This window comes from Muriicola sp. E247 (assembly GCF_041358175.1).
Classification (GTDB): domain Bacteria; phylum Bacteroidota; class Bacteroidia; order Flavobacteriales; family Flavobacteriaceae; genus Muriicola.
This window is the reverse complement of record NZ_JBGKBE010000018.1, coordinates 1-7,360: the sequence shown is the minus strand read 5'-3', so window position 1 is coordinate 7,360 and position 7,360 is coordinate 1. Positions and strand designations below refer to the sequence as shown.

The window sequence follows — 7,360 nt, the reverse complement described above, 5'->3', positions numbered from 1 at the left end:
TATTCAATTAAGTGTTTATCCTTACTCCCCGCTTGAAGAAAATAGTCACCTACCAAATTATCTGATTGAGAGAATACAGTAATACCAGACAATAATATTAAAATCGTGAAAATTACTTTCATAAGCTTGGATTTAAATGCATTACAACTTGTTATATGCAACTAAAAATATGAATTTATCCGTCAAAACCTCCCGATAAGGATAGTTTTGCTGGATTTTTATGGGGGCCGAGGGCGTGAAGGACAGCATCGTCCAGTGGACTACGGATCTGCAACAGGTCCTTCTTGGCAATATGGGTATAGATCATGGTGGTTTCCGGCTTCGAATGCCCCAGTAACTCCTGTACATGCCTCATATTTACCCCGTTCTCAATCAAATGAGTCGCAAAGGAATGCCTCAGTGTATGTGGGGTGACACGCTTTCTGATTCCTGCCTTCTTACAGGCCTTCCTCAAAAAATTCCGTACACTTCCTGCACTATAAGGTCCGCCATCTGCTCCCTCAATAAGATACTCAACAGGATTATACGTAATCAAATAGTTGTGTAACAAGGGTACCACACTCTCCGCCATAAGTACATAACGGTCCTTCCTGCCCTTCCCCTTTTCAATCCTGATCTGCCTCCTGTCAAGATCAATATCGGCCTTTTTCAGGTTCAGCAACTCACTGATGCGCAAACCGGCTGAATATAAAAGCGCCAGAGATGTCCTGTGCTTAAGGTTGGCAGTGCTCCTGAGCAGTGATATTATTTCCTGCCGACTCAACACAATGGGTAAGCGCCTATACCTCTTGGGCCTTTTTAGCAGCGTCACTTCTATCCCACTCAGCGTAAAACGCTCCCCAAAATGCTTGATGGCACTGATCAACTGCCTGTGACTGCTGATACTGTAGTTCTTATCAGATACCAGTCGTTCCACAAAACGCTGGATTAGCATATTGTTCACCTCCTCTATGGGTTTATCTCCGATAAATAATAAGAATTCGACAATAAAATTGGCGTAGACCCCAACCGTATTCGGACTGAGTCGGAGACCCTCCAAATAGGCCTTGTATTCTCGGAAATTATTTTTTGAATTTTCCTCTAGTCGTTCCCATTTCGGTTTCCTTTCTTCCTTAAATCGGAGAGAAGGCATGGGGCCAGCCGATTTAATTGCGCTGTAATCCACATAATAAGATCGTTTTCTAAGGTAGGTGAATAGTTGGTGTAACCCACTCTTACTGTAAGGAATACAATAACAGCAATGCGTCTTAATCCACCGAATACCGGGATATTTCTTTACGTACTCCCCCACTCCTTGGGCAGGAGGAAAATCGACCTTCATCCACCGGCGACCCCGATGAATGAATAGTGAAAGTTGAACCTTAACCAAAACATGTAATTAATCGGCAAGATATGGTGTAAGCCTGCACTTTAATTGCAAGAGTATGGTAGTTCACTCTCCCAAATTACAGTCCTTTAATTTGCTGTAATCGATTTTTAAGCAGCATCCATCTTCCTAATCTTTTCCAGGGCCTGCGACTTCAAGTTTACATCCAGTTTGAGATAGATATTCTGAATGTGAAAGTTTACTGTACTAGGGGTTTCGTAAAGTTTGTCTGCGATCTGCTTGTAGGTTGCTCACCTGCTCAGCAGTTCAATAATCTGGTTTTCGCGTTGAGAGAAAAACTGATAAGTCTTCCTCCGGTACATCGAAATGATCTTTTCGGCCACAAGACAGTCCGTGTTATGATTTGGCGCCTGCCTGCCCACCCAAGGCGGGGAGCCCAGCAGACTCGCTATAGCGGATGTTAAGTATAGCAGATTAAGCCACTTTATAGTTAGCGTCATTTATCTGAACACTAAATTTGATCTTTGCCTGAAGTGCTTCAAAAACTTTAAGAATGGTGTCTAAAGTCACGTTCTTAGTGTTTCTCTCCAATTTGGAAATCTGAGCTTTTTGAACACCTATCAATTTACCTAGTTCTTCTTGAGTAAGGTTTCTTTCTTTTCTTACCGCCTTAATCATTTCACCCAAGATTTCTATTTTAAGATCAAATTCATAGCGGTCACGATCTGGTGTGCCAACTTTACCCAGATGTTTGTCCTTGATTTGATCAAGGGTCATCATTTTTGATTTTCTTGCCCGAGTTGCCATGATTTATTGTACTTATTTAAAGTATTCCGTTCTGATTTTATTCGCCTTGGAAATTTCTTTTCTAGGCATTTTATCTGCTTTTTTTATTATCCCGTGAGTAGCTACTACCAAAGTTTCTTTTTTCTTTGTCTTATCCCAAAAGGCTAATAACCTGTACTGATTAGCTCCGAATCTTGTTCTAAACTCCCAAATTTCTTCAGTTAATTTTTTAAAAACCCTGGGATCATTGACAAACCTCGATTTATCGATATTAAATATTACTTTCCTTCTATCTTTTTCATGCAGGCCATCCAAAAAATCAATAGCTTCCTCTAAGAAGAATACTTCGAATTTTGCCTTCATTAATTTAGTTTACAAATATACTTAAATGTTTCCTTTTAAGGAAACTTTTAATAATTCTATTTCAGCCAATAATCTATAGCCCTCCGGACTATGATTTAAATGCCATGTTCTATACAGTTATTTAAGTTTTCTTATTTGCATTTTTTAAATTATTCAAAATTGAAAAACATCTAATTTACATGTTCCTACTGTATAATATTTGCATGATAAACGTATGCCTCCGGATAGTGTTTATAGTGTTGAAGTAAATTGGGTATATCCCCCTAAGCAGCATCCATCTTCCGGATCTTTTCCAGGGCCTGTGACTTCGAGTTTACATCCAGTTTGAGATAGATATTCTGAATGTGAAAGTTTACTGTACTTGGGGTGACGTACAGCTTGTCTGCGATCTCTTTGTAGGTGGCTCCCCTGCTAAGTAGTTCAATGATCTGGTTTTCGCGCTGGGAGAAAAACTGGTAAGTCTTCCTCCGGTACATCGAAATGATCTTCTTGGCCACATCATGACTCAGGGCAGCACCGTCATCTTTTACGGCATTAAGGGCATTCCGCAGTCTTTTCTTGCCGATAGGCTTGGTAAGATAACCTTCTGCCCCATACCTGAAGGCATCCATGATACGCTTGTAATTGTCATCATAACTAACCATGATAACCAAAGCCGAGTTATCCGTTTTTTGAAACTCAACCAGACCTTCGATACCCGAAAGACCCGAAAAGTTAACCTCAGAGAGGATAATATCAGGGCATACCTCATCGTAGTTTTCAAGGGCATCCTCCACTGATCGGTAGATTCCCGCCAGCTGGTAATCCCTGTAGGTACTGAAGAAATAACTGTAGCTCTCGTGAAATCTCGGATCGCTGTCGATCACAATAACTTTGAGTATAGTTGTATTCATAATCACAATTTTTAGACGATTAAAGTTTGAATCTTTTAGAAAATCAATGCTAAAGACCCCGCCGGATATGGCGGTTCCATTCCACTTCATTCTAATTCATACACATCCCTTAAAAGATCACAGTTGTAATCTGGTCAGAGATAATAGAATGATGATGACTTCAGTGGTGCTTTAGCTAGCAATAAAAAGTGCTGATTCTGCTACTGATAAACAGCGGGAAAAATTTCGTCTTCCCTGGCGGAATTGTGAATGAATCATCGGAAGATTACTTCCGGAAATTCTGTAAGTAGAGTTCATTTCCATAGGACTGAGATTTGGGGTTGTACTATTGTATTCGAATTGAAAATTTACAGATTGCCCCCTTTTCGTCCTAGGAAATGCACATTTTTTCGATAAAATGTAGGAAAATGCTGTATTTCATCGGAATTATGCCAAAAAACCGACTAATCGGTCTGTGAAAACAGACCCAAATAAGTAAAATTTTAGCCCCTGAATCGGGGCTAAAATACACTGGTTTTACAGAATTTTATAAGCTGGTATTCAAAGAAAATCGGTCAGATATACATAGTACAACCTGTTCTCAGGGCTATACCATTGCCTGGCATCCAAACTAGGCTTTTAACCTGTGGGTTACACAGCGATTAAACGCTTGCTGCTTTCGGGGATAGAAAACATTCGGCAATAAGCAGATGAACCCCCCATGATATCCGACCGATTAATATTTCTTTGAATTACTCTCAACAAAGCACATATGGAAATTGAGTTTTAGTCCTGGTAATATATATTGGTGTATACACTATTAGGATCCTTGGGTAGTACTTCAAGGAAGTTATATTTCCTTTTTTGGGTCGATGAGTTTTTTTGATCATCAGAAACAGAGAACACCAATTGCCTGGTTTCATCCGAAAGACCTCCGCGGTTAGACATTACAATGGCCATTCCCGTTTCGGCATTTACATTGAGGGCGTAATCATCGCTCTTACTGTTAAAAGGAGCGCCAATGTTAACGGCCATCCCCACTTTTCGTGTACCTACCTGTACCGCAAAGAGGTCCATTCCACCTAAGCCTTCTCTTCCGTTAGAGGCAAAGAAAAGGAGATTTCCTCCTACCAGATTGGGGTACATTTCATTTTTACGCGTATTGACCTTCTCTCCCAGGTTTTTGGCAATTCCCACACTGCCATCCTTATGGATATCGGCAACATAGATATCGTATTTACCAAAGGTACCGGGCATGTCTGAGGCAAAGAACAAACGCTTGCCGTCAGGGGATATGGCAGGATGCATGGCTGAGGCATATTTAGGGGTAACACTTATCTCCTGGATATTACTCCATTGCCCATTGATGTTTTCCGCCTTGTAGATCTTATGTACAGGTTCCTTTTTAGAAAACAGACCGTACTCTGGCTTTATATAGATAGGCTTGCTGAAAAAAGCAGTCCTCCCGTCTGAAGATATGGTAATGGGTGGGGTGAATCCCTTTCCTGGTAGGCGGGAATTGGTTTTAAGCTGGTCTGACATTTGTTCTCGCAGTCCGGCCATTTCGTGAAGCGCCTCCAAGGAAGCAGCACGATTTAATGGTTTAAAAGCGGGCTTACTTTCTTTTTTAACAGAAGTAGAAGCATAACTATTATTGCTCTTACTTTTGTTTCCACGGTATTCATCTTCAATCTCAGAATACCAGTCGGCCTGGGCCACTTCATCGCCATAATCGGCAATTCCGGCCTTGTGCATAGCTACTTTATACCGCTTGAGGTAATTGGGCGAGATGTTCTCACTGTCACTAAGGTCGATCAGTTTCTGGTACCAGAAAGCTGCGGTGGCATAGTTCCCGGCCAGGAAGTTCGCATTTCCCAGATCCTGGAAAATTTCCTTTTCGGAATAGCCGAGTCTTGAGAGTTCGAGGTAGTCATCGATACGCTTGTCGGCTTCAATTTTTCGGGCCAGGTCTTTAGAAATAAACTTGTTTTGCTGGGCTGTTGAGGCATTACAAAACAGGAGTATTAAACCTGCCGCTACTAATTTTAAACTTAGAGTAGAATTCTTCATAAGGTAAGATATTGGGGTTCATCAGGATAAATTTCGCAAGAGTCCCTGTGAATGTATTATGAATTTTTCACAGGTTTTTTTTTCAAAATATCGATGAGTGGTTCAAAATGTAAAGTCGCCCTAACAATTTTTCACAGTTTCGATGAGTTGAAGCAAATTTTCGACCTGGGAATAGCTTTGGAATCGATATGGTGAACCGGTTATTTACGGCCTTGTACTTCATCCTTCAAATCGTGTATTTTGTCGATAATTTTCTTGATATTATGTCTAAAAAAACGCTCGCTATCATGACAAAAATCATTGATTAAAACTGAGGTGTGAAATAACTTGATGAATACCCTGATTTGATCATATGGGCGTTATGAGAATTCATAAATTATACATATTAGGCCTTGTCTTTTTGTTATTGGGCTGTTCCAGGGATGACAAAGTAGCCCTTATTTACCTTGATACTAATGGCATAACCATTAAATGCGATCCATCGGCTAATGTGGGCGATACCTATGAGGTTAATGGGATTACTTACACCATTGTGAATGAGGACATGTTACGTGAAATGGTAGCACAGGGTGCTGATGTCACTACGGTATGTACCAGCAGGGTTACAGAAATGGGTTCATTGTTTGAAAGCAGACAATTTAACGAAGATATCAGCTCCTGGGATGTGAGTAAGGTTACTAATATGTATGATATGTTCTTTAATTCCACCTTCAATCAAGATTTAGCTGCCTGGGATGTCAGCCGTGTTGAACAAATGTCGTTTATGTTTATGTACTCTTCATTTAATAAGGATATCAGCAACTGGGATGTGAGCAGTGTAAATGAAATGGCATTAATGTTCTACAGTTCATCATTTAATCAGGATATCAGCTCATGGGACGTTAGCAATGTGACCTCTATGGAGTATATGTTTGCAGAAACAACCTTTAATCAAAATCTGAGTGAATGGAATGTCGAAAATGTAACTCAATGTGAACTCTTCAGCGACAACACTCCAAATTGGACGCTTCCGAAACCTGAGTTTACGAATTGTGATCCGAACTAAGTATTCTTTTCGCTGATCTAATGGAGGTAAGCTCTCAAACGTATTCATCAAATTAACAGTTGCTCACCGCACATTCATTCCTGTTGGGATTGTCCGCCTCATGAGAACACTTACTTCCAATTGACATCCAATTCCTGAAGCCCGAATTTCCGGGGTTCCTAACCCCACCCCAATCATAAATTAAACCGGAGTAGTGCACAATACAAGCAGGATTGCCATATAGATTGAAAAAAGAAAATCGTTTTCAAAATATCTTAACCTATAATCATGATATTTCTGTTTCGACTAGCCGTTGTTTACTTTGAGATGTCAACATCGATTGAACCGCACTTACCAGAATAATCTCAAGAAGCAGGAATGATTATAAAAAGTGGTTTAAGAGATCAACTTCGTTGATCCCATTTTGGAAGTCCCGGGCAAACATAAAAACCCTTACCAAGCTGCGCTTGGTAGATTTTTTTATTCCCTTTCGCCTTGCTGAAGCAAGCTTCTGGGACTACGGGAAAGTTCCTTAAAAAGGGATTCACTCACTTCGCTCGTGCATCCCCGTGGGGAGGTCCTGCCATGAAGAACCGCAACGCAGACGCGTTGCATAATTTTATTCTCTTTCACCTTACTGAAGCTAGCTTCTGGGATTAACTGCGTTGATCCCTAAAAGAATATCCGAGGCAAGCATAAAAACCCTTACCAAGCTGCGCTTGGTTGCTTTTTTATTCCCTTTCGCCTTACTGAAGCAAGCTTCAGCGGCTACGTGAAAGTTACTTAATATGGGATTCACTCGCTTCGCTCCTGCATCCCCGAGGGGAGGTCCTGCCATGAAGAACCGCAACGCAGACGCGTTGCATAACTTTATTCTCTTTCACCTACCTGAAGCTAGCTTCTGGGATTAACTGCGTT

General features: G+C 40.8%; 8 protein-coding genes. 1 reads left to right on the top strand and 7 read right to left on the bottom strand.

What is annotated here, in order from left to right:
• Window positions 1-175: 175 nt before the first annotated feature.
• The 6 genes from xerA to ACA086_RS14755 all read right to left on the bottom strand — a co-directional run bounded on the left by xerA (window position 176) and on the right by ACA086_RS14755 (window position 5,418).
• Complete coding sequence (xerA, locus tag ACA086_RS14780) at window positions 176-1,321, bottom strand: site-specific tyrosine recombinase/integron integrase (protein ID WP_371004116.1); 1,146 nt, start codon at window positions 1,319-1,321, stop codon at window positions 176-178.
• Between the two features lie 155 nt (window positions 1,322-1,476).
• Complete coding sequence (locus ACA086_RS14775) at window positions 1,477-1,602, bottom strand: hypothetical protein (RefSeq protein ID WP_371004117.1); 126 nt, start codon at window positions 1,600-1,602, stop codon at window positions 1,477-1,479.
• 199 nt (window positions 1,603-1,801) lie between these two features.
• Entirely contained in the window at window positions 1,802-2,134 is a 333-nt protein-coding gene (locus ACA086_RS14770) for a helix-turn-helix domain-containing protein (RefSeq protein ID WP_371004115.1), read from the bottom strand.
• Window positions 2,135-2,146: 12 nt separating this feature from the next.
• Window positions 2,147-2,476 (bottom strand): type II toxin-antitoxin system RelE/ParE family toxin, encoded by a 330-nt coding sequence (locus ACA086_RS14765; protein ID WP_371004114.1) that lies wholly within the window; start codon window positions 2,474-2,476, stop codon window positions 2,147-2,149.
• 263 nt (window positions 2,477-2,739) lie between these two features.
• A complete protein-coding gene (locus ACA086_RS14760; RefSeq protein ID WP_371004113.1) occupies window positions 2,740-3,369 on the bottom strand; it encodes a response regulator in 630 nt (209 codons plus the stop codon).
• A gap of 765 nt (window positions 3,370-4,134) precedes the next feature.
• The gene (locus tag ACA086_RS14755) at window positions 4,135-5,418 is read right to left on the bottom strand and encodes a cell envelope biogenesis protein OmpA (protein ID WP_371004112.1); all 1,284 of its coding nucleotides are present in this window, start codon (window positions 5,416-5,418) and stop codon (window positions 4,135-4,137) included.
• Window positions 5,419-5,779: 361 nt separating this feature from the next.
• On the opposite strand from ACA086_RS14755, the gene ACA086_RS14750 reads away from it, so the two are divergent.
• Window positions 5,780-6,463, top strand: coding sequence for a BspA family leucine-rich repeat surface protein (locus ACA086_RS14750; protein ID WP_371004111.1), 684 nt, complete (start codon window positions 5,780-5,782; stop codon window positions 6,461-6,463).
• Window positions 6,464-7,085: 622 nt separating this feature from the next.
• Here ACA086_RS14750 and ACA086_RS14745 read toward each other — a convergent pair.
• The gene (locus ACA086_RS14745; protein ID WP_371004110.1) at window positions 7,086-7,280 is read right to left on the bottom strand and encodes a hypothetical protein; all 195 of its coding nucleotides are present in this window, start codon (window positions 7,278-7,280) and stop codon (window positions 7,086-7,088) included.
• Window positions 7,281-7,360 lie beyond the last annotated feature (80 nt).